Raw genomic sequence first — 26,529 nt, 5'->3', positions numbered from 1 at the left:
GCAAAATAACCGACACTAGAAAACAATTCTTAATCAGCTGCCAGCGGGCAACAGTTCTGGGTTTTCTCCTTCAGACTGACTGACTGCATTTGCTGCGTTTGTGCCAGCGCTTTTGAAAATGGGCTTGGACGAGAATTCCGAGATCGGAACTGGACGCAGGCCATTTGCACCATACCCTGGCACGAGCTCTTTCAGAAGGCGTTTGGCAGCCAGTTCGTCACCTTCTGCCGCAGCCTGTTCCAGTTTCCGGATCATGGCGCGCAGGCGGGCAACAGGAATGCCCTCGGGCCGTGCGGACCCGACGCCCGGAATGCCACATTCGTGGCGCTTCTCAGACGCATCAAACAATTCCTCGAACAGCTTTTCGCCTGGACGAATTCCAATGAATTCGATGTCGATATCCTCATAAGGCTTTAGCCCGGCAAGGCGGATCATCCGTTCGGCCAAATCCACGATCTTGACCGGCCGACCCATATCCAGAACGAATATCTCTCCGTGGCTGCTTTCCATTTTCAACCCGCTTGCGGCCGCAACCAGAGTCAGTTGCACGGCCTCACGGATGGTCATGAAGTACCGTTCCATCCGGGGATCGGTCACGGTCAGCGGACCACCGTTCGAGATTTGACGTTGAAACAGCGGGATCAGTGAGCCCGACGACCCCAAAACATTGCCAAACCGCACTGAGAAGAAACGGGTTTCTTCCTCGGTTCCGTTGGTTACACGGTCCTGTGCCTGAACGTAGAACTCAGCAACGCGCTTGGTTGCACCCATCACATTGGTGGTGTTTACAGCCTTGTCCGTGGAAACCTGTACCATCGCGATGGCACCATAGTTCCGGGCCGCATCCGCGACGTTACGGGTTCCGATCACATTGGTCAAAACGCCCTCGCAGGGATTCATCTCAACCATCGGAACATGCTTCAGGGCGGCGGCATTGAACACCAGCTCGGGGCGATGACGTTCAAAGATGTCATTCACACGCGACGCATTGCGAATGCTTGCGATATACATCCGCCGGGGAACATCTGGAAAGTTCTGCGACAAATCCATGTCGATGGAATAGGCGTTGAACTCGCAATGGTCGATCATCACCAGTTCCGCCGGATCGAAAGAGGCTATCTGACGTGCCAGTTCGCTACCGATCGAACCACCGGCACCGGTCACCAATACGCGGCGCCCACGGAACATCTCGCGCAACATCGAGCGTTCGACAGCTTTTTGTGGCCGCTCGAGAATTTCTTCCGGGTTGATAATACAACCGTTGGCCGCATCCTGGCCTTCTTCCCCAAGACCCGGCACGCGTGAGACAGCGATACCGTTGGATTCACACCAGCTGGTCAGCTTGCGGATGCCGTCACTTTCAAAATGCGTGATCGGTTCGGTCAGGAACAAGCGTCTGGGCAAATGATCCCAGGCTTTAAGCCGCTCGACCACGCGATCGGCATCCAGAAGAGATCCGATAATCTGAACATCGTGGAAATACAGCCCCATGGTATTGCGCGCATCGTCAATAATGCCCACCGGCTGATACTTGGAATGCGTATTCCTCAAAGACCTGACAAACAGATCACAACTTGCACCCGTGCCAACCAAAAGCACCGGAACCTTGTCCTGATGTTCGGCCATCAACCGCGCATTCTGGCGATTCAGCTCACGGCTACGGGCAACTACACGCAGGGCACTGAGCAGAAGGATCATCAAGCCAAGCTGAATAATGAAGGCCGCGAAGGGTACAGCCTTGGTCACTTCGAAAACTGCACTGGCAGCCATGAGGCACAGGACCAACATTGTCGATCCCCGCAGGATCAGACGAATGTCTCGCAATGACGTCGAGCGTGTGTGGCGCCGGTACATGCCCGCAAGCGGGAAAACCGCAAGTCCAATTAGGCTGGACAAGAGCATCAGCGGGAACATGGCTGGCGCCATCTGTTGCGCTACCGTTCCACCATTCGCAAGATTGATTGCCACTACGGCTGAGAAAGACGAAGCGACAATGTCTCCAAAGACTAATCGATGATTGGCACGCAACTCACTAACAATCTGCGTTTGCCAGCAATGAAAACCCGAAACCATTTACCTCACCCCTTTATCTCATCACCGGCTCAATTCCGGTCGAGAATTACTCGTACATCGTTACCCAACAGGATCCTGCAGCATCAAAACATTGCCACAGCTCCCAACTGATCACACACAGACCGCTTGCAGCTGTCCTATATAAACCAAAGGCTCGCGATCAAATGATCAACCGAAAGCCTTGTACCCGTATCTTTGTTTTGCCCCCTTCACTTGAGCTTGTCTCAATCGCCCAAGTTGAACACACTCACTTCACTCGTTAATAATAATAATTCGCGCAAGTAACAAAATTGTTCCTCTGGTTCGCCGGTTAGCGCAATTTCTTCAATCTCCTTCAACGCTAACATACGTTTCCGCGCCCTCAAAAGTAATTTCTTCACACTTCATTAACGAATTGCAGCGTTTCCTGAAGTACTCTTTGACAGATATTTTGCTGAGGGTTGCAGAATTTCCTCCCTGTTTCGGCTGACTTGAGCGCCGATTGACCTAGCGTAAACAAGAGAAATGCTAATCTCACGGGGAAAATTACAGTCATTTTCTCAATCCGATGAAATCTTCGGGGGCCGCTGTCCGGGTCTCAATATTGTCCAATCGATCCACAATAAGCCCCTATCGGGGCATTGTGAACCAAGACGCAACAAAGATGACAACTCCTTTCGGCCAATCCTCTAATGAGTCGCAGGCCGGTTTTCCTGACAAAGGCTTTGTGAACTTGGCGCATGCTTGGAAAAATTTCCGCATAGTCAGGGTGCCGGTCAGCTCTGCCGCTTGAATCGAGAATCAATTTGGGATCAACTCAGCCCAGACTTCGGATCAGTGCGCCGGAACTTGGATCCGGCCAGCAGGATGATCCGGAGAGATGTTGGTTCTTGGTTTGATATTCGTAGTTTTCAGCTACAGTTCTTGGGTTTGAATATGAACAGATTTCTCGAAATACTGTGTTGCCTGATCGCGGGCACGATCGCGCTGCCCTTTTTTCTGGCGGGTTGTGTGATTGTGCTGTTTTCGGTCGGGCGACCTTTGTTTTTTGGCCAACGGCGGGCAGGCTGCAACGGGCGCGTCTTTCGCATCTGGAAGCTGAGAACAATGTCCGACACACGCGATCAAAGCGGGGCTTTGCTGCCAGATTCGGAACGTCAGACAAAAACCACCAAGCTTCTGCGCCGCGTGAGGCTGGATGAGATGCCCCAGCTTGTGATCATCTTGCGCGGAGATATGGCCCTTGTTGGCCCCCGTCCCCTGCTTCCCGAAACCATCGAAGAGTTTGGAGACAATGGGCGGGTGCGCTGCACGGTTCGGCCCGGCCTGACAGGGTGGGCTCAGGTCAGCGGCAATACCGCGCTTTCAAATGACGAGAAGCTAAAGCTGGATCTATGGTATGTCGCGCACCGGTCACTGTCGCTTGATCTGAAGATATTGTTCGAAACCATTATGGTAGCCTTGGCCGGAGAGCATAAACGCCCTGACCGAATTCAGGCCGCAGACAACTGGCTGGACAGCCGAAAGGAGACACCTGCATGAAGACGGTATTTGTGGGGGCGGTCGAAGGATCGCATGTCGCCTTATCCGCCATATGTGCCCGAGGGTTTGTACCGGATTTGGTGGTGACACTACCGCCGGACTTGTCCCACCGGCACTCTGATTTTGCAGATCTCAAACCCACTGCAGATCGGTATGATATTCCTGTCCACTATACCGCCAAAAGTGACTCGGCCGGAACAATCAAAACCATTCAAGCCGTAAAACCTGATCTGATACTGGTCATCGGGTGGTCTCAGATTTGCGGGCCGGAATTTCGGGCCCAGGCAAAGATCGGATGCGTCGGGTTTCACCCATCCGCCCTGCCCCGTCTGCGCGGGCGCGGTGTGATCCCCTGGACTGTCATATTGGGCGAAACCGATGTAGGCGCGTCATTGTTCTGGCTGGGTGAAGGGGCCGATGACGGCCCGATTGCGGCGCAAGCTCGATATGCGGTCGATCCCAACACGGTAACAGCACGCGAGCTGTATGACCGGGCGCTTCAGGCCCTGACGCAGCTGCTGCCTCAGCTTCTGACGCAAATCTCTGAAGGCGATATCCCGGCGGCTCCGCAGCCAGAAACCGGGATCAGCCTTTGTGCGCGGCGGCGGCCCGAGGACGGGCTGATCGACTGGACCAGACCCGCGGCAGAGATTAACCGGTTGATACGCGCAGCCGGACCGCCCTATCCCGGCGCTTTCACCTACACTGCCTCCGGTGAGAAGCTGGTCCTGCTGGGTGTACAGAACACCGCCCTGCAGGGCTACTATATCGGCCTGCCTGGTCAGATACAGGCCATCGAAGGAAACCGGTTTACGGTCGCCTGTGGGGATGGGAAATGTCTGGACATCATAAACTGGACCGGCGCCGATGCGCCGCCCGAACTGCACTCAAAGCTCAGGAATTCCGAATGACAGCGCTGACACCTTTTGACGGACAGGACGGACCGGTACTTGTGGTTGCTCCGCACCCGGATGATGAAGTCCTTGGGGCTGGCGGCACCATCGCACGACTGGCAGATGCAGGTCGCGCAGTCCATATTGCGATTGTCACAACGGGTCGGTCGCCCCGGTTCAGCACGGAACAGATCGCCAATGTACAGGCCGAAGCCAGGGCCGCACATGAGCATCTTGGTGTGACGCATACGCATTGGTTGGATTTCCCTGCCGCTGAACTGGCTGAGCACCCCCATGGTGACCTGAACGCAGGTCTGGGAACACTGATCCGCGATCTCGACCCAAGTGTCATCCTGGCGCCGCATCCCGGCGACATCCATCTGGACCACCAGTTGAGTTTCCTTTCGACTTTGGTAGCAAGCCGACCTTATCAGGACAAATACCCGACGACGATCGCGGCCTATGAGACGCTGTCCGAGACAAATTGGAACGCGCCATATCTGACGCCGCCATTCGTACCGAACATGTTTGTGGACATTTCGGATACATTGGAGCGTAAACTGGAAGCATTCCAGTTATTTGCAAGCCAGGTCAAACAGCCGCCGCACGAGCGTTCGGTTCAGAGCTTGAAAGCGTTGGCAACTTTGCGTGGCGCGACGGTTCACCGGGCCGCGGCTGAGGGCTTTGTCTTGGTCAGGTCAGTTATCTGACTGACCTGGTCGCAAAATCGCCAAGCTGTGATCAGCGCATCCACGCTTCGGACCATAGTTGGAACATAAAGACCGTCCACAGCTGAGCACCCCAGTTGCGTTTGCCTGATTGGTGCTCGGCCCAGCATTTTTCCAGCGCTGCCTTGTCCACGAAACCCTCAAGCCCGTTCCCATCCAGAAGAATGCTGGAAACACGGGACTTTAGGGGCCCGCGCAACCAAGCGTTGAGTGGGATACCGAACCCGCGCTTTGGCCGGTCGTACAGCGATTGCGGAACCCGCTTTTTCAAAAGCTCCTGCAACGCCACCTTGCCAACCTTCCCGTCGCACCGAAGCGATGCCGAAGAGCGCCAGGCGGCGGTGACAACGCGGTAGTCCAACAACGGCGCGCGCATCTCAAGGCCCACCGACATCGAAGTGCGGTCGGCCTTCACCAGAATATCATCCGGCAAATAATAGAGCGAATCCAACAACATCATGCTGTCCAACTGGCTCAACCCTGCGGGCAAATCATGCGTTCCGATCTCATTGCCCAGCGGGATGCCGGACTTTCCAAGCATACCGGAGGACCAGATCGAAAACTGGGCCTGATAGCGGCACTGGAACTCTCGTCCCTGCAGAACCGGCGCAAGCTTGGCCAGACGGTCGGCGCTCAGATCATCGCGCATGCTGCGCGGGGCGAATGGCCTTAGGACTGGCAACAGAGCGGCAAGAACCGATTGCGGCGCCTGCGACAGGGCTTGAATTGCCAGGTCGGGCATCTTGCCCTTCAGGCGCTCAAAGGCCTGCATCCGAACATATCGGGCATAGCCACCAAACGACTCGTCACCGCCGTCGCCGGACATGACGACCTTAAGCTGCTGGCGCGCCAGTTGCGAAACCAGCAGGGTTGGTAGTTGCGACGGGTCGGCGAAAGGTTCGTCAAACACCTGCGGCAAGCCTTCGATGGCTTGAAACGCCATTTCCGGCGTCGCCGTCACCTCGTGGTAATCCGTCCCAAGATACTCGGCGATGGCTTTTGCATGGTCGGCTTCGTTGGTGTCTTCGTCCTCAAAGCGTACGGTAAAGCTGGGAACCTTCCTGCTGGATTGCTCTTGCATCATTGCAGTTATCAGCGACGAGTCGACGCCTCCGGACAGAAATGTCCCAACCGGCACATCCGCAACCATCCGTTCGCCCACCGCGCGCAGCAGTTCGGATTCGATTTCAGCTATGGCCGTTTCATCGTCAGGATAGGGGTTTGCGCGCGCCTCGGTGACTACGGCCTCGATATCCCAAAACCGCTCGATCCCTTGCAGAAGCGCATCCAACGAGGCCGGTGGGGTGTCAAGTTTGATCTCGACCATAGAGCCCGCAGGTAGTTTCAGGACATTTGGGTAAATCGTGCGCGGCGCAGGAATATATCCCAACCGAAGAAACGATCCCAAGGCTGCGCGGTCCACCTCTGCCGGTCCAAATTCCGGATGCGCGCGCAGTGACTTCAATTCGGACCCAAACAGAACGGTTTTCCCGGCCAGGCCCAGATAGAGAGGTTTTTTGCCAATCCGGTCGCGCGCCAATGTCACGCTCTGGGTTTTCCGGTCAAACACGGCAATGGCAAACATCCCGTGGACGCGGTCCAGTGTCTTGCGGATACCCCAAAGCTGCATCGCCGCCAGCAAAACTTCGGTATCGGACGTGCCCCTGAAGCTTATGCCCAGATCCTGCAATTCCTGACGCAGTTCCAGATAGCCATAGATCTCACCATTGAACACAATGGTGAACCGACCGTCTGCGGAATCCATCGGCTGGACCCCGGTTTCCGACAGATCAATAATGGCCAGACGCAGATGCCCCAGGGCCACACCCTGATCCGGGTCCACAAACAACCCGGTTCCATCCGGGCCACGGTGTTCAATCGATTGACACATCCTGCCAAGGACGGATGAGGCCTGAGACCGATCAACGGTGCCAAAGTTGATAAATCCGGTAATGCCACACATCGCTCAGATCCCCTTCTGTTCTGGCTGAGAGGCAATCTTATCGGGATCAAGACTGCCGCTCTCCAAAATGTTCCGATACTGCGCGGCAATGCGGTCAAGCTGGTAGGTACTGGCCACAATCGCCCGGGCTTTTTCTCTTTTTTCCAGATACTCTGGGGCCGACCAATTTGCGGCATGGACCAAAGCGTCTGCCAGCAATTCCGCGTTGCGGGGCGGTACGATCAATCCGCAGTTGCGAATGATCACCACTGCATCACCCACATCCGTCGACACAACGGGGTGGCCATAGCTCATCGCTTCGACAATGACATTCGGAAACCCTTCGGTTCGGGATGAAAGCACCAGCGCATCAATCCGTTTGTAGAATGCAGCCATATCATGCAGGTCGCCGCACAGCTCTACATTTTCGGCAGTCAGGTTATAGCGCGCCAGCAATGATTGTACTTCGGAGTTTTCAGGCGACATATTCTCTCCGGCCGCGATGATGCGCAGATCGGGGACTGACCGCAGCGCCAGGGACAGAGCCTGGAAAAGGGTTTCGTGATCCTTCTGTGGATGAAACCGCGCCGCAATCCCGAAAACCCTGGGCGGATCGTTCCGCACCAATTTCACTTGCGGCATGACCAGACCGTTCGGAATGACGCAAGACCGCGCAGCAGCAAACCCGTTCTTCGCGTGCTGATCCAATGCGCGTTGCGAGTTATAAATGATCCCTGCACACCTGCCCGACAAACGCCGACACAGGTCCACCGCAATCCGTGTGCTGCGCGTGAATGAGCTGGTATCGTCCAAAGCCTGCCGCACCGTCCAGTAAATTGGCACCTTACGACCTGATATCCAGCTGGCAATCAGCCCGATGACCATCGCATGATACATCCAGCACAGAACCGCCTGCGGTTTATACTGACGGATAAGACGCGATATCTGCAATATCGCGCGGGGCATGGACGACAGTGATCTGGCATTCAATCCGATCAGAACGGCGTTTGGATTTGCACATTGGCTTTTGATCCTGTCCGAAACCTCCGTCAGCGACACCACCAATACCCGATCCCCGGATTTGGCAACCAGCCGCGCCAGCATCGCCTGGGCCCCGCCCTGACCGGAAAAATCGGTGATGACATGCATGATCATCCGTTCAACACCCGAAACTCACTAACCTGATCCGGCGGCACATGCCGGGTCGGAACCTTCAGACACGCGCCCTAGATGCGGCGGTGTGAACTGCCTATGCACGCGCCTGATCTCCGATTTCGCGTACAAATTCGGCCAGACCGACAATGTCTTGATGCGACCAGGTCGGATCAACCAGAAAAGCAAGGCTGGTTTCACCAAGCTCTTTCGCCACCGGTAAGGGATCAACCGGGCCAACACCAAGGCGTGCGAACATCTCTTCTCTATATATTTCAGAACAACTGCCCGAGAACACGGGGAAACCCGCCGCAGAAATCTCAGCTATGATGCGATCCCTGCTCCAACCCGAGGCCAGATTCTCAGGTCTTATGAACGCATAAAACCGGTAATAGGCGTGTGTCAGCCCGGCAGGTGGAACAGGTACCCGAAACGCAGCGCATCCGGATAGAGCTTCCGCCAAAATCTCGGCATTTCTGGTTCTATGGGCGCGCCACCCGTCCAGTTTCGCCAGCTGAATGCGCCCGATGGCGGCCGAAAGCCCGGTCATCCGCAGATTGGTACCCGGCTGGCCACTATGTAGCCAGCGAAACCCCGGAGGGTGGCTCTTGTTAAACACGTGTTCATAGCTTTTACCGTGATCCTTATAGCTCCAGACCTTGGACCACAGCTCATCATCATTGGTGATCAGCATTCCGCCTTCGCCGCCGGTTGTGATGATTTTATCCTGACAGAAAGAATACGAGCCGCAGGTGCCAAAGGTTCCCACGTGCTGGTCACCGATCATGGCACCATGCGCCTGCGCACAGTCCTCGGTCACCCAGAGGTCGCGGCTGCGCGCCAGATCCATGAGACCCGCCATATCCGATGGCCACCCGGCCAGATGGACCGCGATAATCCCCACGGTTCTGTCGGTCAGAACCGGTGCAATCGTTTCTGCGGTGATGTTCTGGCTGTCACGATCCACATCTGCAAATACCGGCTTGCCACCGGCCAGAAGGATCGAACTGGCAGACGCGATAAAGCTACGCGGTGTGACAATAACCTCGTCTCCGGGTCGGATGTTCAACGCCAGCAGCGCGGCGTCCAGAGTGACCGTGCCATTCGCCATGGCGATCGCATGCTGCGCGCCGGTATAGGCGCTGTATTCACGTTCGAACTCTTTGACATCGGGGCCGGTCCAGGCATTCACGCAACCGGATCTTAGCACTGCGCTGACAGCATCAATTTCATCTTCTTCGAAGAATGGCCATTTGGGCATCAGCTGTTTCCCTTCAGATAAGCGGCCAGAGGATAGCCGATGGAAGATGGGCCAAGCCTATAATTGCTCAAATTTAGACAGCAGGATTTCCGGATCATTTCTTTACCTCGCGCCAAACCATCCGAGGAGGTCAGGCAAGCTCAACAATTAACAAATTTTTGGCGCTCAGCGCCTGAATTGGAAACAAACTCCGCAGGTTCGGAAATATCTTTTTGTGCCGCGGCAGGCGAAACCTGACCTGAATCGATTGCTTATGCAAGGTTCCAGGTCACTTAACAGCGTGATTTTTCAACAATCAGGCCGCAGACAGTCAGAGGTGAAAAATAGGCAACAATCGGCTTTGGTGACAGCGCCGTTGACAGCTTCGGCGACATGGATCAGCATCGCCTCAACCTTGGTTTTTAAAGTTTGAAATGTTTCTTTGATGAGTGATTTTCCCGACACCGCTTCCGGTGCCCAAGCCGTACCTGCCGAACGAGGTTCGACAACTGGCGGACGTCCAAAAGTTCTGTTTGTCGGCAATCTTACGACCTCTTTGACCAATTTTCGTTATGACCTGCTGAAAGAGCTTGCTGAACGCGCAGACGTACTTGCTTGCGCACCAGAAAACGATGCGGCGACCGAAGCAGCCCTTGCCGAGATCGGCGTGACATTTCGGCAAATCCCCATGGCGCGCGCGGGGTTAAATCCATTTCAGGATCTGTCCACCCTGTTCACACTGATCGGGATCTGCCGGGAAATACGGCCCGATATCGTCTTTGCCTATACGATGAAGCCGATCATCTTCAGCGGCCTTGCGGCGCGGTTGACCGGCGTTCGGCGGCGGTTCGCGATGTGTACCGGTTTAGGTTATGTATTTGCGGATGCCAAACTGACCCTGCGCCGAAAAGTGCTGAGAGCGGTGGCGACAGGCCTTTACCGCATCGGATTGAAAGGTGCCGACGAAGTTCTGGTTTACAACTCGGTCGACGCCGAGGAGTTTCGCAGCAGACGTTTGCTGGCACCTCAGGCCGCGCTGTCGATTGTGCCCGGTTCCGGTGTCAATCTCGCCAGATACGCAAAATCCCATCAGCCTACGGATCCACCCGTGTTTCTGATGATCGCACGTTTGCTGCGTGACAAGGGCGTGTTCGAATATGCCGAAGCCGCCCGGCAGCTTAGGGAACAATTCCCTGATGTGCGCTGTCAGCTTTTGGGTCCGCTGGATGACAACCCGGACTCGGTCAACGCACAGCAGCTCGAAGAATGGGGCCAGCTGGGGCATATCGAGTATCTAGGCGAAACCAAGGATGTTCGGCCATTTCTCAAGGAATGTTCGGTCTTCGTACTACCCACCGTCTATCGCGAGGGCATCCCCCGCGCCATTCTTGAGGCGATGTCGACCGGGCGCGCCGTCATTACGACCGATGCCCCGGGATGCGCCGATGCGGTCAGCGACGGGGAAAACGGGTTTATCGTCCCCAAACGCAATCCAGAGGGGCTGGCGGATGCGATGAGAAAATTCGTTGAAGACCGGAGCCTAATCGAATCCATGGGTCAGGCCGCGCGGGCGCGTGCCGAGCAAGAGTTTGACGTCGCGCGGATCAACACGATCCTGCTACGGAAAATGGGGCTGATCGACAGCGATACCACGCTGCCCTCGACTGCCACCGACTGATCCACACCCATTCTAAGCTGACGTCTAATCCGAGAAACTGCGCCACCCGCGGCTGAGACCCGGATCAATCGCATCAAGCTCGGCAACGTCTGGCCTGTAGAAATCGGCCATTTTCTGCGCCAAAGCATCGGGCAATTCAGGGTATTCCACCTGCCGCGCCACCGCTCTGCGAATGGCCTTTAACGGCCCCGTATGCCGGATCGGGTCAAGCAACGGTCGAAGCGGCGCCAGAACCCGCCTCAGAGGCAAGGGCACGATTGGCGTATTTTTGTTTTTGACCCGCTCTTCTAGTGGCGGCTCCACGACGCCGGAATAACCGATGTGATCGGCAACACGGCGCAAGGTTTCCACCGGTTGCGAGACGGTATTTTCATAGGCCAGTAACAAAATCTGATCGGTCGGAAACAGATCGTAAAAGCGGCGCAGGTGATAGCCATATCTGCCGTTGTGCAAGAACCTTTCATCACCGGCTTTGTCGGGGTCCAGATACCGATGAATGTCGTCCCCGACAGTGCCCCGGCGATACAGCATACAGTAATCGGAATAAGCCCTGCGAACCGGATCGCGCATCTGCAGGATCAACCTGACATCAGGATGATCCTGGGCGATCCTTTTGGCGGCCTCTGGATGTGTCAGGTAGGTATTGCACTTTTCACCCACGATACTCTGGCCCGAATATCCTTCGTATTGATCGCGATACCAGGCCGCCCCCCGGTCATAATGATCCGAGAAATAGTGCAGCTCGGGGTCCGGCATGAAAATCTGCGGTGTCGCGGTCAAAGAATTCTGCAACCAGGTGGTCGCACATTTTGCAGCACCAAAAATCAGGAAATCTATTTTTCGCTCGTTCGCCAAACCCATTTTACCCTCTAAACCCTACAATTCGCATCGGGATCACGATACCAATTCCCGGTACACGTCGGACACTTCGGCCACGTGTTTATCCAACCCAAAATTATCCTGCACATATTGGTAAGCCGCCTGTGTTACCTGCTGTCTCAGGCTCGGGTCCTCAATCAGAGAGACGACCGGCTCAACAAAGGCCTCGGGGTCCTGCGGATCTACCAGAAAACCGGTTTTGCCATGATCGATTGCCTCGACATTGCCGCCGTGCCGTGTGGCCACAACGGGCAGCCCAAGGTGCATGGCCTCGATCAAGGTGCGTCCAAATGGCTCGTTCAAGGCCGGCACAAGGGTGGCATCCATGGCGACCATGCACTTTTCAACATCCTGCCGAAAACCCATCATATGAATCTGCGCGCCCATCCCCTGTTCTCGGGCCACGTCCATGGAGCCTGAGTCCAACCCGTCATCGGGATTGAGTACTTTGCCAAACAGCAGGCCATGTACCGGCCTGTCCCCAAACTGTTTCTGAATGGCCACAAGGCTTTGGACAAAATGAACCGGCCGTTTTCGCGGTTCCAGATGGCCAAAATATCCCAGAAGAACTGCATTTTCCGGCGCACCAATTTCGTTCAGGATCATCCGACGCGCCGCGTCTGGATCCGGGCGCTGAATGCTCAGGTCGAAGGGGCTGCGGATGACTTGAAACTTTTTGTCAACCGAGCGTATCGGACGCGAGGGTTTCGAAAAATACGACACGCTTAGGATACGGTTCGAAAACACCGGCGCGACATAGTTAACGCCTACCGCGCGCGGATCCTGCCTGTGGTGCCAGATATGCTTGATCCCCAACCGTCTGGCCGGAAACACCCAATTCACATGCAATCGGCCCTCATTTGTGTGGACGATATCTGGCTTTTTGTCCCGCAAAAACCGGACGAGCTGGCCGTAGGTCCGGGTCCAGTATTCCGGAAAGCCAACATCTGCATCCGTTTTGTTGTTTGGAGGGCCCATAAGCCTGGGGCCCTGCAAAACTTCGACATTCAGACCCAGCGATTGTGCATACTGCCCGACTGACCCCGCTTCGTTGTGGCAAAGGACCAATGGTTCAAACTGATCCCGGTCCAGACAGGACGCAAGTTTGAGCGCGGAAACATGACTGCCGCCCAGATCTGCCCAACCTGCAAAGGGAAATAAAACGCGTATCTTTTTCATTCTGGCCTGCCGCCTTTTTGGCTCAGCGCCGGACATCAGGACCGCGCGCTGAACCATAAATCATTGAACTGAAATCTATTGTGTTTGCGTGACGAAGGTTCGAGAAACCGAAAGCGTATCCCCGGGGGACAAGACAGTGTCACCCGAAATCGCCGTTGCGGCTCCTCCGGCCGCGCGGGTGACTGAGTATTCGATCACGATCTCTTCGACCGCATCAACCTCTTCAACAACGCCAAGCGCTGCCAGCTCGGCCTGCAGGATTTTCGCGGTGCCCAGCCGGGTCTGCAAATCCTCGAGTTCGATCTGCACCAGATTCAGCCGCACCAGCGCATTCGAGCGCGCGGTATCAAGCAACTCCAGCTCATCGCGTTGCGCGCGGTTCAGCTGTTGCCGGGCCAAGCCCAGAGCGATCTCGATATCCACACTTTTGCTTTCCAGATCGTTCAACGAGTTGGACAGAGATGACACGCGCGAACTGACCGTAAGGCCCTTTTTCTGTAGTGCCAGAGCATCATCCAGATCATTGCGCGTGATCGCGATCTGATTTGCCCGCAATTCCAGCTGCCGTTCGAGGCTATCGATCTGATCTTTGAGGGTTTCCTGTAATTGGATGATGCGTTCACCCTGCCCTTCCCGGGCCTGTTGATCCGCTTGCAGAATCTCCCCCTGCAGACCTTGTGGGGGTTCAATTTTGGCATCACCGCCGTCCGGAGACAGTGTTGACAGATCAGCCAGCAGTCGGCGTTGTTCGGCTTGCAAAGCTTCAATCTGTTCATTGTACAACTGAACTTCACCCTGAACCCGCAATCCGGTAAAGTTCGTTCCTACGTCATTTTGCAAAGGCAACCGGTATTCCCCGCCCGCAAGCGCCATCGCCTGCTGCGCGGTCAGTTGTGGCCGATAAGGGTACGAGCCTGGAATCTGGACATCCCCCAATATGTATACAGGCAGATGGCCGATGACTTCGATCGCCAGATGAGGCGGTTCTGCCATCCCCACGCGAGTGCGCATCTGAGTTTCCAGCAGCAGTACCAGTTCTTCGGTCGTTCGCCCTTCAGCATGAACCTGACCGGCCAGAGGCACCATCAGCATCCCTCCCGAAGAAAGCGCATATTCACCGGAAACGCCTTGCCAGTTCACAAAAGACGCAACCACCGGATCCCAACGCATCGCACGCAAATTGATCTTGTCCTGCGGTGCCAGAACATATTCCTCGGCCTGAAGCGCACCGATAAAACAAGCCGAAGCCGCGATCACAGAAAGCATCAGTTTTTGCAATAATTTCACGACAATCTCCTAAGTGTATTCGTTGGTCCTAACACCGGCAGGCGCGACACGCTAAGCGCAATGGCAAGGACAAAGGGTACGTTCCAGAACCGGGCATAAAAGGTCGTCGCCCCGGCAAGCAGCACGACATACATCAGCATGGCAACGATGGTCAGTGCCCCGACCGATGGCGAGCGGCCGACAGAAATGGCCATCCAGGCCAAGTATATGCTGGCCAAAATAAAGCCGACCATACCGAGCAGAGAAATCAAGCCACCTTCGGACAGAGTCAGCAAATAGGCCGAATGAACCACGATTCCCTGTTCGCTGGCCAGGCTGTACTGGTTTGCACCCAGCCCGATCAACAAAGTGCCACGGGATACCTCGAAGGCCTCTTGCAGCAGGAATAGCCGGTCAGAGAACGTGCCCGCCTGGCTAATGTCACCTGCAAGAACGGCATTCAGAACTCGTTCGCGAAAGACCTCGGGCAAGAAAAGCTCACCAAAGTTCAGGACCACCAAAACCGCAATCAACGTGCTGGCGATCAGGATCACAACATGACGCGGGGACCCGCTGCTGAGGATAATGGCGACAGTCCCCACTATGGTCACGATCAGACCAGAATTCGAACCGGTCAGAATGACGCCGTAAAACAGGATTGGCAGCACGATCAGCCCCCAGATGCGGCTGCTTTGCTTCTGCAGGATCAGGCTAAGCAGGAAAACGATGGCCATCGCCAGCATGAGCGCGCATTCATTTGCCCGCTCGACCAGCGAAAGCATGCGACCATTGGCGGATACAAACCGGTGTGTCGGGTCTTCCATGAAGTTGATTGCATAGATGCCAAACAGCACAACAATGCCCATTCCAATAATAAATGCCTTCATCAGCAGGACGATCTGATCAAAGCTTCGATTGCCGATCAGGATTGGCAGCACGATCAACGAAAAGAAGTACTGAACAAACACAGTCAGCAGCTCGGTCGGATCTCCGTTGATCAACGAACCTACGGTCAGGCCCCCTGTGAAAAACAGGAACGAACTGTACCAGAACCCGCTTGCGGGACCGAATATCTTAACCGGCAGCTGGCCAGTTGCCAGCATGACAAACCCAGCCAGCACAAAGAAGAAATCCGAGAGGGTGAAATAGACGAAATCCACTCTGAGATAGTTCATCGGCGCCAGGGCTACAGCCGCCATCAGGAAATAGAGAGCTGCCATGTCTACGCTTGGCAAATAGCCGATTCCATTGGTCGGCTTGCCAAAGGAAACTGATTGGACCGATGCAGGTCTCATGGGCGCACCTGCTCCTTTCCGTGTAATGCAGGGTTCAGCAATGTACGCCGCAAGTGTAACACACACAGCCCTAACCAAACGGAATTACACAGCATATGCGCCACTGCGGCACCGACCACGCCCAAAACAGAAACCATCGGTGCAATGAGGATCAGAAACAAAATAGTGTTCAACAAACCGATCCGAACCAAGGCCCGGTCTTGCCCCAGACTCAGCAGTGCAGGGTTCAGCAGTATCCCACCAAGATAAATACCTACCGCGATTGCCTGCACGCGCACGACCGGTACTGCAGGGGCATAATCCACACCAAAAATCGCAGTAACGATCGGTTCCAGCATCAAGATCACTGGAATCAAGACAAGGGCAATTACCCCCCAGAACCCGGCGCTGAGACCCGTTAGCATTTTTTGCAAACGGTCAAATTCATTTCGGGCGGCAAACCGGGTGAACTCGGGATAGATCGCCTGGCTTAGCGGTCGTCCAAGACGCAGTGCAGCTTCGCCGCACCGTTTCGCGATATGGTAATATCCCACCATCGTCGGTGAAATCAGAACACCCAATATGATCACGTCCAGGCGCTGCGTGGTCTGACGCAGGATGACAGAGAGATTGCTGTTCCAAACAAAGCGCAGAAACCCGGAATTTTCACCCAGAGTTTGTTTTATTCCAAGCATCGGACGGCCATAGCCATTCCGCGACATTTCTCGCAGCCCCGCGGCAAAGGCCAGAACGCCGTCTAAAAGGCTGACAGCAACAAATATCGCGACAAAGCCAGGCAGCCCAAACCCCAGTTGCCAGGCAATCACCCCCAGCACCATCCGCACAGACGCTGCGAAAATATCCAGTTTGGCCAACAGATCGAACCGGTCGAAGGACCGCAACAAAGCCAACCCGGTTGGCCTCAGCGAAACCAGAATTCCCAGCGATGCGACCGGCAGCACCCATGCAAGATCCTGATCCAGCCCCAGCCATCCGGCGATGATCGGTGCGAATGCGATCGCAGCGCCGGCGGCCAATACGCCCCCAACCACGTCAATCAGGACCGACAGCCCGACAAGTCGGCGAAATCGTTCGCGGTCTTCTTCCTCCAGCGCAGTGCTTCCATATCTAATCACCGCCTGCCAGGGCTCAAGATGAAGGAATCGGGAAACGATCCGCGCATAGGCCTCTCCTATTGCCATTACCCCCAAGCCTGCGGCCCCAAGTGCGCGGGCGGCCACCGGCAGAAACACAAGGCCCAGCAAAGCGACTGCTATCTGAGAGGAAAAGATCCATTTCAGATTGCGCAGTAAACGCCGAAGCACAGCAGTCGGGATTGAGGTTGCGCCGGGCTGAGAGGTCATGTCTGACCCACCCGCCCGCCGCACAAACGACCGGCCAATTCCACCCCTTGGCGGCTGCCGGTCATTGGACCACGCCGCAAAAGCGTCGCGGGCGCTGTGCCCTCATATTCGCAAATAAAAACCAATACCCAATCACCAATCTAACAAATCCTACAAGGGTCTGCGAACCGTAATCAGCTGCTTTTCCCAGGCTCATCCGAGTAATGATATGTATAGGCACCATACCCATATTGCCTTTGCTTCCGCATGTTCACACCATTCATGATCGTACCGGAAATCTTGATATTGCTCATCCGCAGCTTTTCGATTGCATCCTTGAGAATTTTTTCGGTGGTCTGCCCCCAGCGCACCACCAAGAACGTACCGTCGACAAGCGGCCCAAGTCGGATCGTGTCATCAATGACCAATGTCGGCGGCGTATCGACCAACACAAGATCGTACTGATTGCGCAACATGCGCCCGTATTCGCCAAGTTGCTGCATCAACTGTTTGCGGGATATTTTTGGACGCAGGTTCAGACTGATCGACGAAACCCCCGGTACCCGTTCGCCATCGACATAAATCTGGCTGGGTTGCACGGCACCGCTCAGCGCGTCCTCGATTTCGACCGGGGCCGCCCCGTTAAGACCCAGTGTTTTTGAGGCACGGCAACGGTGGTTATCCATATCCAACAATAGAACGCGCATCCCATCTGTACCCGCCACTAGGGCCAGCGAAACCGCAACCACGGTCTTGCCTTCTCCAGGAACACCAGAGGTAACCATGACGATGCTGCCGTCATCATTTGTGTTAAACCACATCGTCAAAACACTACGCAGCGCCTCTACATACGGCGAGCGGCCCTGATCACGGATAAAGCGCAACAACTCCTGCTGACCATCCGTGTCCGAATCCATCACCGTATCCGGCAGGAAACCCAGATTGGTCAGATCGGTTTGCTGTTCGATCTGGTTTTCGTTGACGATCCGCGTGTTGCTGCCCTCCATCAACAGGGCGATCACAAATGCCAGAGAGAACCCGACAATCGCGCTGACTGCGACGGCGACTTTGGTATTCGGCCAGAATGCCGAAGTCGGCGCATGAGCAACCGAAACCTGCTGAACCGCCTGGCCAAGAAACTGTTGCTGGGTTTCGAAATCATTCAGCTTTTCAATCGTCGTCTGATACCGGATCCGAAGAAGCTCTAGCGCGCGTTCCATCCGCAGCAATGCAATTTCCGAACCGGTCCGGCTGCGCAATGCCTGTTCAACAACGGCAATCTGGTCAGCAATTTTGTCGACCTCTTCGCTGCTGGCTCCGTTGATCTCATGCACATCTTTTTGCGAGTTCAGCCGCGCAAGTTCCGACCGAAGCCTACCCGGCACGGATTCATCCGCCAGATTTTCTTCAAGAATAAAGGCCGCCATCTGAAGTTCGTCACGGGTCAGTTCGTCACCCAGCTCATTTACGCGGTCCTTAAGAAAAGAAATGGAAGATGAAAGTCCCTGCTGCCGCCGCTGCTGCAGGCGAAGGATAAAGGTTTCTGCAACTGTATTGGCAATATCGGCTGCCAGCTGCGGGTCTTCGGCTGTTGAGATGATCTCAATCGCAAGGCTCTCTCCTTGCCGAAGTACGTTATATGTCGACAGTGTATTGTCGATTACACGATTGCGGATAACGGATGTGGATTGCGGGTTTGCGGGATTTTGTGCCCCGGCAAAAGCCTCATTCTCGAACAGGTCCAGCGCTAGGGCGACCTCTGCCGCAAACTCCCGTGACCGCAGGATGTCGATCTCGGTTTCAATTAGGGTGCGGGTCAGTTCATAGGATTCAAGTTCGACACTGTCGGCGCGGACGCGCATATCCAGAGATGTGAGAACGATTTCGGCGCGGGATTTGTATCTTGGGTCCAGTTGATTGACGACCATAAACGTGCCGACGATCACAGCTGCGGTCACTCCGAGGATCAACTTCAGATGACGGTAAATCATCCGCCATATGCCATCCAGACGCTGCTGGCCAAATTGGTTTGCGATATGGTTTTGATCCATTCTCTATCGTCCCTTGTAGCGACCAAGATCACCGTCGCCTGAAATACAAATCTTTGATGCTGCGCCCATGTTCGAACGAATTCTTATCCTATTGATTGGACAGCTTGGCCATTTTTCCGAGTTTTCTTGTCGTTATTTGCTCAATGTTTCCACACAAGAGACAATAGGCCGGAATCCTTGCTGTTGCAGAAGCTAAGAGGCGGCGTCTTTCAAAGTTTTGCAGACCTGATTCATACGACAAAGTACTTAACCTCCAAAAGTGCGGCGACACCGCAAGCGCGCCAATATTACTAGTTAAACCTGTAAAACGTGTTTCCTGCGACAAAGCCGTCCAGCTTTGCCGATCTTGCATAGTGATGCAGATCACTGGTTTTGTTTATGAACCCCGCTCCGCGAAAGTTCAGTGATGTATTGCACAATACACCCGTGCCCGACGCCGACTTGAATGCGTTCAGCAGGTCGTAAAAGAAAGCATTCTGATCCCGGCGGACTGTTTGGACCCTTGCTGTCCCGTCTACATGCGTGATCGCGGCCAGGTTCTGATTGGTCACCTTCTGCAGATGCAACATATAGGGCGCGGAGTTTTCCCATTCAAAATGTTGGCTGACATCTTCCTCAAGGCAAGACGGTGCCACGGGGCTTGTATCCGGGCGGTTTTTAGCCCTGTTCAGGCGCACGCGGGTTTCGGCCCAGAACGGGGCCGCCAGAATCGAGCGGTTGCCCAATGCGCGCGGACCGATTTCACAGTTCCCTCTGGCCCAACCGATGAGCTCACCGGACATCAACGCATCCGCGACATCGTTCAGACGCAGCTCGCTGACCCGCATGCCGCTACTGTCGATTTTATCATCCACAAAGGACTGTCCGGAATAAACCGTCCAATCCAGCTTTGCCTGGCCCGTATAGTGGCGCATGGCATCAACCGCAGTTCCTATGGCGCAGCCGGAATCACTGCTGCAAGGTGGTACAAATACATCTCGGAACAAGCCGCAATTCTGCCACTTGGTGTTCCAATCGCAGTTCAATCCACATCCGCCGGCAATCACCAGCGGATAACCCTCTGTCAGGTTCTGTTCGGCAAAGGCAAGGAACCGTGAAAAAATCGCATCCGAGAGTTTCTGTGCAAGATTACTGAACTGCTGGCTGTGCATTCCGACATTGAAAAACGGGGAATCGGTCAACCGATCCTTGCGCAGAATTTCGGCCAATGGTTGATCTGACAAAAGATAATCTATCAGCGCATGTTCATCCGCGTCATGTGAACCGGGCTCTGCATAGGCACATGCCGCCATCATCCTCCCGGGATCCTCACGCCGTTGTTCACGCGAAAGCACGGGATAATCGGGATCAACCAGTGCGCTCAGGAATGAATATCGGGCACCTGGCCCGGTCATCACCCGACCAACATGAGACAGCTTTAGATCTTCATCAATCTTGTAGAAATCGCCAAGCGTGTCTTCCCAAACCAACACATAACAAGGTTCACCCTGACGAAACGGAGACATCCCATAAGCGCCCCAGATATGTGCCCTTTCATGGGTCGATGAGAAATAGTCGATCTCTTTGCCAAAAAACGTTCGTTTCCCCACGGTCTGAGCATCTTCGCCAATGCCGAAATACCCTGCCCCCGAGGTCGTCACATGTTGTGTTCCGGTCGTTGACCAGCCGCTAAGGGCCAGGATATCAGGCAAGTCCCGGAACCACAGGCCAGAGTCGATAAATGTATCCGGTGTGACTGACGTATTGCGGGGAAAACTGTCTTTCTCGGATTCATAGGAAAACAGCAGGTTACCGTTTTGGGCATCAATACCCGCAACCGTACCGTCATGCCCCGACTTGAATGACAAAATCTTCATTTCACACCTCTTTACCGCGCTTGTTGCGCGGTCCTGGCAAAACACACCAATTCGTTACTGTTCTATCAAATTGCGTTGACGCAGCCCCTCTGTAATTGCCCGAGCGGCCAGTTCTGCGCCTGCTTCGTTGAAATGAGAATCCGGCGCATAATACGATGCCGGATCCTCTTGCATTTCGATAACATCCGTTAAGTCTATCACGTCCAGCCCGGCCTGCGCAGCCGCATCTTTCACCAATACTCGCAGCGGGTCGTGGATAAAGGGCTGGGCGACCAGACCCATATAGCGGCTGACCGTCGGCACATACACAATGGCAATCTCACCATCCCATTCTGATGTAATCTGTTTTGCCCGCATCAGAACATCGGTAAATACCGGATTTTCATCAGTTGCCTTGGGATAGTGAATCCCAAGGATCTCGGCCGTTTTCTGCAATGCCAGAAAGTTTCTGAACACCCGTTGCGCCCGCAGGTAATCGCCCCAGGATAAAGTGGTCTCTGCCCACCATCCGGATATCACCGGTGCGGTTAATTCCGACTGGTCCGGATGCTCGATTGGGCCAAAATCTACAGCCGGGTCTAGTGCTGCGCTCAACCATGGCTTTTCAAGCTCTCGTTCCAGATTGCGCCAGTCATTGCCCGCAAAGAAAGAGAACAGCGTGAGGTCGGGCTGGAACTCTGGCCCGTACCGGCCCAAAATCGCCAGCTGATACAGCGGGCCAATGCCCCTGTGGCCGGTGTTAAGCAGGTTCGGCATGCCCTGACGCAGCTTATCCGCCAGATGCTCACCCTCTCTCAGGCAGAACCCCTCGGAAAACGAGTCACCCAGCAGCATCACACTCACATCGTTTTCATAGACCGATGGTGGATTGCGAAACCCCAGACGATCCGGCGTGTAGGTCACCGGCTCGCCCAACACCGAGCACAATAGCATCTTGTCATCCGGCATGGGGGCCAGATACGCAGATTCGAGCAGTTGTGTATCCAGCGCATCGTTTACATGTTTCATTGTCCTGCCCGGAGGCAAGTTTTCCTTGTATTCTTCGACGCTTACCTCATCGCCGACAAACCCGACTAGCCCTAGGCGTCCGGGGATTATTTTGATGGTCAGATAGGCCTCAAATGCAAACAGAGCCGCCAAAAGCGATACCGCGCTCAAACCAACAGTCAGCCTGGCTTCGTTCGACAAGAAGACCGCGCACAAGGCCAGCACCAGCCCAATCGCGCCCGGGGCCAGAATGTACCGGATCAGCCGCGCGGTTCCATTGGCAAATTCCGCTGAATTCATCAGCGCGTATGCGACGACCCCAAAGAAATAGAGAGCGGCGCCCAGACATAGGATTGACCCGAAACGCGAACTGCGGGTTTTTTCAGTCATTCCATCTGGTCCCTTTCGACCGATATCGACATTTGCCGTCATTAACGGCGAAACCGGGCGAATTCAGTTGAACCGATTTGCGTATCATCGGCAAGCTTTTCTGCGGCGGCCTGAAAAGCGCAGGAAGCAGACGCATCGCCTGACCCTCTGGAATATGAAAAACGCTCAAAAACAACAGGATAAATACACACAGCACACAACACTCGAATACAAAACAAAAACCAGATTTTTTTACCACCGTTATGCCGAAAAGCAAATCACCCGCTCTTTCAACGCCTAGTGGGCGCACGGCGCTATCACATTGCGCGCATAATCCGTCCTTGTACGGCCTATTGTTCCCGAATTCAGTACGGCGACATAGTCCTTTCCGTCGCCGGAGGACAATGAATTTGGCGGGTGTATCGTCAGCGGCACAGCAGACGGATGAATATACGGGAAACCCCTAATATCCAGCCAGCAGGGTTTTGTTACAGTTAACGCAACTACACCGGAGAGGTTTCGGCCTCCCCACTCGCTCAAAAAGGGACTGACTTTGGGGGTCGGTCCCTTTTTAATTTTCACGCCAGGTTCAGAACCCTGCCCAAATCAGGACAGGGCATCTGGATTACCCGTCAATGATACCATTGAGTGTCGCGCTCGGGCGCATGACTGCTGCAGTCTTGGTCGGGTTGGTGTGATAGTAACCACCCAGATCTGCCGCTGCCCCTTGTGCGTTGGCCAGTTCGGATAGGATCTGCTGTTCTTTCGCGGCCAACTCTGCAGCAATCGGCGCGAACTCGGCGGCCAGATCAGCATCATCGGATTGCGCGGCCAGCGCCTCGGCCCAATAGCGCGCGAACCAGTAGTGGCTGTCTCGGTTATCCGGCTGCCCGACTTTGCGGCTGGGCGACTTGTTGTTGTCCAGAATACCCTGCGTTGCGGCCTCGGCAGCGGCGCCAAGAACTCCGGCTTTGGCGTTGCCTTTGCTGTCGGCCAGGAAATTCAAAGACTCGCCAAGCGCGCAGAACTCACCCATCGAGTCCCAGCGCAGGTGGTTTTCCTCGACCAGTTGCTGCACGTGTTTCGGGGCAGACCCACCCGCACCGGTTTCGAACAATCCACCGCCCTGCATCAGCTTGACGATCGACAGCATCTTGGCCGAGGTGCCCAACTCAAGGATCGGGAACAGGTCCGTCAGATAGTCACGCAGCACGTTGCCGGTGATGGCGATGCTGTCGTTACCGGCCGTGATGGTCTCCAACGACTGGTGGGTCGCCTCACGCGGTGCCAGGATTTGGAACTTGTCCGCCACGCCAGCAGCTTCCAGTGTTGGTTGGACGGATTTGATCAGTTCGGCATCATGGGCACGGTTTGCGTCCAGCCAGAAGATCGCCTCGGATCCGGTCAGACGCTGACGGTCCAGCGCCAGTTGAATCCAATTCTCGATCGGAGCCTTCTTCACGGTGCAGGCACGCCAGATGTCGCCCTTTTCAACCGTATGCTCGTGCAGTGTCTCGCCATTTGCCAGAACGATACGAATGGTTCCATTCGCAGGCGCCTGGAATGTTGTCGGGTGGCTGCCGTATTCTTCGGCTTTCTGAGCCATCAGACCCACATTGGCCACAGCTCCGACGGTGGCTGGGTTCAGCGCGCCATTGGCTTTGAAGAATTTGACGGATTCATCATAAATAGACGCATAGCAGCGGTCGGGGATCACACAGTTGGTGTCACCCTTGGACCCGGTTTCGTCCCAACCCTTGCCACCAGCACGGATCACGGCAGGCATCGAGGCGTCGATGATCACATCAGACGGCACGTGCAGGTTGGTGATACCCTTGTCGCTGTCAACCATATACATGGACGGGCGGTCGCCCTTGATCGCGTCAATGGCGGTCATGATATCGGCGTTGCCTGCAACCCGCTCCAGCAGATCGCCCAGACCCGAGTTCGGGTTCACACCCAGCGCATCCAATTCAGCGCCATAGGCCTCGAATACCGGGGCAAGCCACGCCTTGACCGCATAGCCGAAGATGATCGGGTCGCTGACCTTCATCATTGTGGCCTTCAGGTGAAGCGAGAACATGGTGCCGTCTTTTTTGGTGTCTTCGATGGCCTCGGCCAGGAAAGACGACAGCGCATTGACGGACATGAAGGTCGCATCGGCAACGGTGCCCTCGGCCAGCGGCCAACCGTCTTTCAGAACCGTAGTACTGCCGTCTTGTCCGACAAATTCGATTTTGGCGTCACCGGCTTGCGCCGCAGTAATGGTGGCCGATTTCTCGTTCGCGTAGAAATCATTGCCGGACATGGACGAGACTTTAGTCTTGCTGTCAGCGGCCCATGTACCCATCGAATGCGGGTTCTTCTGGGCATAATTCTTGACGGCGCGCGCGGCGCGACGGTCGCTGTTACCTTCGCGCAGAACCGGGTTCACAGCCGAACCCTTGATGGCATCATACCGCGCGCGGATCGCTTTTTCTTCGTCAGTCGCAGGTTCTTCGGGATAGCTCGGGATGTCATAACCCTGTGCTTGCAGCTCTTCGACGGCGGCCACCAGCTGCGGCACCGAGGCCGAGATGTTGGGCAGCTTGATCACATTGGCATCGGGTGTCTTCACCAACTCACCCAATGCGGCCAGATCATCGGTGATGCGCTGCGCATCTGTCAGCTTTTCGGGGAAGGTCGAAATAATCCGCCCAGCAAGTGAAATATCCTTGGTTCCGACGCTGACACCGGCGGCGGATGCAAACTTTCGAATGATGGGCAGGAATGAGGCGCTGGCCAGCTCGGGCGCTTCGTCTACAATGGTATACAATATGTCGAAGTTCGATTTATCTGCCATATTCTTTTACCTTTTTTAAGCCTTTCGGGGCGTGCGATCCAAGAGTTGGGGCCACATCGGCGTGGCGCGTAAGGGACGTAACAAGACTGCCGTCCCGGGATGACTCTGTATTGACAGGGCCTCCCTTAAATGACGTTTGGCTTGGGATCAATCGCCAGAGACCGCGCATTTTGACACGGTTTGCGGAAAATCATCAAAACTGCTTGCCAATGGGCAAAATTCAGACGCCCCAGGTATCGCTGAGCTTATATCCGCCCGGCCAGGGATCGTCCGGGTCAAGCATGTGTTGATGTGTACCGGTAATCCATCCGCGGCCACTGATCTCGGGAATGATCGCGGCACGCCCCCCGATCGTTGTGGCCTCGACGATCTGTCCGGTGAAAGACGAGCCGATGATCGAAACCGCCTGGAAAGATTGCCCGACTGCCATTTCTCCCTTGGCGGCCATCAAGGCCATGCGGGCAGAAACTGCGGTACCGGTAGGGGACCGATCAACTTTGCCCGGCTGGATCGCCACGGCGGATTTTCCGCGCAGGCCATTTGCTACCCGCTCGGTCGGGCCACAAAAAGCGCAGAATGAAATGTGATTCCAGTCCGGGTTTTCGGGATGCGTAAACCCAATTTGTTCGTTGGCCGCATTGGTGATCGCTACACCCAGCCGCGCAATGTCACGCGCCTCGTCCTGCACGATGTCAAACCCAAGCGCCGCCGCATCGACCACCACGAAACTGTCGCCCCCATAGGCCGTATCCACGGTCAGTGTGCCAAGGCCCGGCACTTCAAGCGGAACGGCGAGCCGGTCTACAAAACTGGGCAGGTTCTGCACAAATATGCGCTCGGCCTTGCCATTCCGGCATTCGGCGCGCACCGGGACCAGCCCGCCCGGTGCCTCAAGCGTCAGATGTGTAACCGGTTCCTGCATCGGAATGATCCCGCTATTCAGCAGCACGGTGGCCACGCAGATCGAGTTTGAACCAGACATTGGCGGTGTGTCTTCGGGCTCCATGATAATGAAGCCTGCATCTGCTTGCGGATGTTTGGGCGGCACCAACAGGTTTACATGACGAAATACACCCCCGCGCGGTTCATTCAGGACAAAGTTGCGCAAGGACTGGTCGCGCGCGATGAACGACCGCTGCTCCCATAAGGTATCACCGGGTGGCGGAAGAACACCGCCAACGATGACATCTCCAACCTCGCCTTCGGCATGGGCGGAGATCACGTGGAGAGTTTTGATACTGCGCACGACCCCCTCC

The 26,529-nt window shown here is 55.3% G+C and carries 18 protein-coding genes; 4 read left to right on the top strand and 14 right to left on the bottom strand.

The features are described from left to right. Positions 1–33 precede the first annotated feature (33 nt). Positions 34–1,968 (bottom strand): polysaccharide biosynthesis protein, encoded by a 1,935-nt coding sequence (locus tag AC2FJV_RS11915; protein WP_185956665.1) that lies wholly within the window; start codon positions 1,966–1,968, stop codon positions 34–36. A 1,020-nt stretch (positions 1,969–2,988) separates the two neighbouring features. Between AC2FJV_RS11915 and AC2FJV_RS11910 the strand changes: the two genes are divergently transcribed. From AC2FJV_RS11910 to AC2FJV_RS11900, 3 genes are read left to right on the top strand one after another with little or no spacing between them, the layout of a single operon-like run. Continuing rightward, a complete protein-coding gene (locus AC2FJV_RS11910) occupies positions 2,989–3,594 on the top strand; it encodes a sugar transferase (RefSeq protein WP_142636214.1) in 606 nt (201 codons plus the stop codon). Further along, positions 3,591–4,505 carry a methionyl-tRNA formyltransferase gene (locus AC2FJV_RS11905; protein ID WP_281995073.1) on the top strand — a complete coding sequence of 305 codons (915 nt, stop codon included), beginning with the start codon at positions 3,591–3,593 and terminating at the stop codon, positions 4,503–4,505. The genes AC2FJV_RS11910 and AC2FJV_RS11905 overlap by 4 nt, the downstream gene beginning before the upstream one ends. Then, on the top strand, positions 4,502–5,197 hold the full coding sequence (locus AC2FJV_RS11900) for a PIG-L deacetylase family protein (RefSeq protein WP_142636210.1): 696 nt from the start codon (positions 4,502–4,504) through the stop codon (positions 5,195–5,197). The genes AC2FJV_RS11905 and AC2FJV_RS11900 overlap by 4 nt, the downstream gene beginning before the upstream one ends. A gap of 31 nt (positions 5,198–5,228) precedes the next feature. On the opposite strand, the gene asnB is transcribed toward AC2FJV_RS11900, so the two are convergent. The 3 genes from asnB to AC2FJV_RS11885 all read right to left on the bottom strand — a co-directional run bounded on the left by asnB (position 5,229) and on the right by AC2FJV_RS11885 (position 9,570). Then, a complete protein-coding gene (asnB, locus tag AC2FJV_RS11895) occupies positions 5,229–7,178 on the bottom strand; it encodes an asparagine synthase (glutamine-hydrolyzing) (RefSeq protein WP_281995071.1) in 1,950 nt (649 codons plus the stop codon). Positions 7,179–7,181: 3 nt separating this feature from the next. Further along, positions 7,182–8,306 (bottom strand): glycosyltransferase, encoded by a 1,125-nt coding sequence (locus tag AC2FJV_RS11890; RefSeq protein WP_496713811.1) that lies wholly within the window; start codon positions 8,304–8,306, stop codon positions 7,182–7,184. Positions 8,307–8,406: 100 nt separating this feature from the next. Then, complete coding sequence (locus AC2FJV_RS11885; protein ID WP_496713810.1) at positions 8,407–9,570, bottom strand: DegT/DnrJ/EryC1/StrS family aminotransferase; 1,164 nt, start codon at positions 9,568–9,570, stop codon at positions 8,407–8,409. Positions 9,571–9,994: 424 nt separating this feature from the next. Here AC2FJV_RS11885 and AC2FJV_RS11880 point away from each other — a divergent pair, with 424 nt between their 5' ends. After that, positions 9,995–11,227 (top strand): glycosyltransferase family 4 protein, encoded by a 1,233-nt coding sequence (locus AC2FJV_RS11880; protein ID WP_496689384.1) that lies wholly within the window; start codon positions 9,995–9,997, stop codon positions 11,225–11,227. Between the two features lie 24 nt (positions 11,228–11,251). Here AC2FJV_RS11880 and AC2FJV_RS11875 read toward each other — a convergent pair whose 3' ends face one another. The 10 genes from AC2FJV_RS11875 to AC2FJV_RS11830 form a co-directional block, all read right to left on the bottom strand. After that, positions 11,252–12,088, bottom strand: a complete 837-nt coding sequence (locus AC2FJV_RS11875; protein ID WP_496677161.1) for a sulfotransferase family protein — start codon at positions 12,086–12,088, stop codon at positions 11,252–11,254. A 33-nt stretch (positions 12,089–12,121) separates the two neighbouring features. Then, positions 12,122–13,285 carry a glycosyltransferase family 4 protein gene (locus tag AC2FJV_RS11870; RefSeq protein ID WP_496693736.1) on the bottom strand — a complete coding sequence of 388 codons (1,164 nt, stop codon included), beginning with the start codon at positions 13,283–13,285 and terminating at the stop codon, positions 12,122–12,124. Between the two features lie 75 nt (positions 13,286–13,360). Then, entirely contained in the window at positions 13,361–14,572 is a 1,212-nt protein-coding gene (locus tag AC2FJV_RS11865) for a polysaccharide biosynthesis/export family protein (RefSeq protein WP_496693735.1), read from the bottom strand. Continuing rightward, a complete protein-coding gene (locus tag AC2FJV_RS11860; protein WP_496713809.1) occupies positions 14,569–15,771 on the bottom strand; it encodes an O-antigen ligase family protein in 1,203 nt (400 codons plus the stop codon). Before AC2FJV_RS11860 ends, AC2FJV_RS11865 begins: the two co-directional genes overlap by 4 nt. A 71-nt stretch (positions 15,772–15,842) precedes the next feature. Then, positions 15,843–17,189: a lipopolysaccharide biosynthesis protein gene (locus AC2FJV_RS11855; RefSeq protein WP_496689392.1), complete on the bottom strand. Its 1,347-nt coding sequence runs from the start codon at positions 17,187–17,189 to the stop codon at positions 15,843–15,845. Positions 17,190–17,362: 173 nt separating this feature from the next. Then, positions 17,363–19,219, bottom strand: coding sequence for a GumC family protein (locus AC2FJV_RS11850; RefSeq protein WP_496689394.1), 1,857 nt, complete (start codon positions 19,217–19,219; stop codon positions 17,363–17,365). Between the two features lie 290 nt (positions 19,220–19,509). Next, positions 19,510–21,075: a carbamoyltransferase C-terminal domain-containing protein gene (locus AC2FJV_RS11845; RefSeq protein ID WP_496693734.1), complete on the bottom strand. Its 1,566-nt coding sequence runs from the start codon at positions 21,073–21,075 to the stop codon at positions 19,510–19,512. 54 nt (positions 21,076–21,129) lie between these two features. Continuing rightward, the gene (locus AC2FJV_RS11840; protein WP_496713808.1) at positions 21,130–22,452 is read right to left on the bottom strand and encodes an alginate O-acetyltransferase AlgX-related protein; all 1,323 of its coding nucleotides are present in this window, start codon (positions 22,450–22,452) and stop codon (positions 21,130–21,132) included. A 604-nt stretch (positions 22,453–23,056) separates the two neighbouring features. After that, entirely contained in the window at positions 23,057–25,273 is a 2,217-nt protein-coding gene (locus AC2FJV_RS11835) for an NADP-dependent isocitrate dehydrogenase (RefSeq protein ID WP_496689400.1), read from the bottom strand. Positions 25,274–25,493: 220 nt separating this feature from the next. Continuing rightward, positions 25,494–26,519 (bottom strand): trans-3-hydroxy-L-proline dehydratase, encoded by a 1,026-nt coding sequence (locus tag AC2FJV_RS11830; RefSeq protein WP_496713807.1) that lies wholly within the window; start codon positions 26,517–26,519, stop codon positions 25,494–25,496. Positions 26,520–26,529 lie beyond the last annotated feature (10 nt).

The sequence above is a fragment of the Ruegeria sp. CDSA241 genome (genome assembly GCF_059611265.1).
The sequence above is the reverse complement of the archived record's forward strand: the minus strand, read 5'-3'. Positions and strand labels throughout refer to the sequence as shown.

Coding starts and splice junctions, on each gene's coding strand:
- AC2FJV_RS11905 (WP_281995073.1), top strand. CDS start 3,591: ATGAAGACGGTATTTGTGGGGGCGGTCGAAGGATCGCATGTCGCCTTA.
- AC2FJV_RS11870 (WP_496693736.1), bottom strand. CDS start 13,285: ATGAAAAAGATACGCGTTTTATTTCCCTTTGCAGGTTGGGCAGATCTG.
- AC2FJV_RS11910 (WP_142636214.1), top strand. CDS start 2,989: ATGAACAGATTTCTCGAAATACTGTGTTGCCTGATCGCGGGCACGATC.
- AC2FJV_RS11835 (WP_496689400.1), bottom strand. CDS start 25,273: ATGGCAGATAAATCGAACTTCGACATATTGTATACCATTGTAGACGAA.
- AC2FJV_RS11885 (WP_496713810.1), bottom strand. CDS start 9,570: ATGCCCAAATGGCCATTCTTCGAAGAAGATGAAATTGATGCTGTCAGC.
- AC2FJV_RS11900 (WP_142636210.1), top strand. CDS start 4,502: ATGACAGCGCTGACACCTTTTGACGGACAGGACGGACCGGTACTTGTG.
- AC2FJV_RS11850 (WP_496689394.1), bottom strand. CDS start 19,219: ATGGATCAAAACCATATCGCAAACCAATTTGGCCAGCAGCGTCTGGAT.
- AC2FJV_RS11845 (WP_496693734.1), bottom strand. CDS start 21,075: ATGAAGATTTTGTCATTCAAGTCGGGGCATGACGGTACGGTTGCGGGT.
- AC2FJV_RS11855 (WP_496689392.1), bottom strand. CDS start 17,189: ATGACCTCTCAGCCCGGCGCAACCTCAATCCCGACTGCTGTGCTTCGG.
- asnB (WP_281995071.1), bottom strand. CDS start 7,178: ATGTGTGGCATTACCGGATTTATCAACTTTGGCACCGTTGATCGGTCT.
- AC2FJV_RS11860 (WP_496713809.1), bottom strand. CDS start 15,771: ATGGCAGCTCTCTATTTCCTGATGGCGGCTGTAGCCCTGGCGCCGATG.
- AC2FJV_RS11840 (WP_496713808.1), bottom strand. CDS start 22,452: ATGACTGAAAAAACCCGCAGTTCGCGTTTCGGGTCAATCCTATGTCTG.
- AC2FJV_RS11890 (WP_496713811.1), bottom strand. CDS start 8,306: ATGCATGTCATCACCGATTTTTCCGGTCAGGGCGGGGCCCAGGCGATG.
- AC2FJV_RS11880 (WP_496689384.1), top strand. CDS start 9,995: ATGAGTGATTTTCCCGACACCGCTTCCGGTGCCCAAGCCGTACCTGCC.
- AC2FJV_RS11875 (WP_496677161.1), bottom strand. CDS start 12,088: ATGGGTTTGGCGAACGAGCGAAAAATAGATTTCCTGATTTTTGGTGCT.